This is a genomic window from Allobosea sp. 05T433, assembly GCF_056396065.1.
In genome coordinates this window covers 1-415 of sequence record NZ_JBFTKS010000135.1, presented here as the reverse complement: position 1 = coordinate 415, position 415 = coordinate 1, and the positions used below count along the sequence as shown (strand labels likewise).

The 415-nt window shown below is 64.3% G+C and carries 1 protein-coding gene; it reads right to left on the bottom strand.

What is annotated here, in order from left to right; translation table 11 throughout:
• Nucleotides 1–415: peroxidase family protein (locus tag AC1DGP_RS35365; RefSeq protein WP_476833312.1), on the bottom strand; the 415-nt coding region annotated here is incomplete at both ends.

Sequence of the window (415 nt, the reverse complement as noted above, 5' to 3'; positions counted from 1 at the left end):
GGACCGGCGGCTGCATGGCGGCATTCGCTGGCACGGTCTGATCGGTGCCGAGCACGATGGCCATGGCGGCTGCACGCTTGCCCTCCGAGGTCGTCTCGGCGGCGATCAGCGGATGGGTGCCATAGGCTGCGATGAAATTGACCACGGATAGCGGGTGCTTGATGTGCTGGGTGAAGTCGGCCCAGCTGGTATAGGGCTTGAGGTCGGCGCCGCCGGTCGTGGCATAGATTTGAGCGCGCGCGTCGTTCAAGCTCGGAATGCCGGTGTCGCGAGCCCGGGCGAGGTTCAAGGCGGGAAGATCGAGCGGCAGTCCGAGCAGATTGTTCCGCAAGGCTTCGACGACGAATTCGTCGATTTCATTGCCGACCGAACGAGACATGCCGCGGATCAGCGCACCGGTTGCCACCTCGTCGCT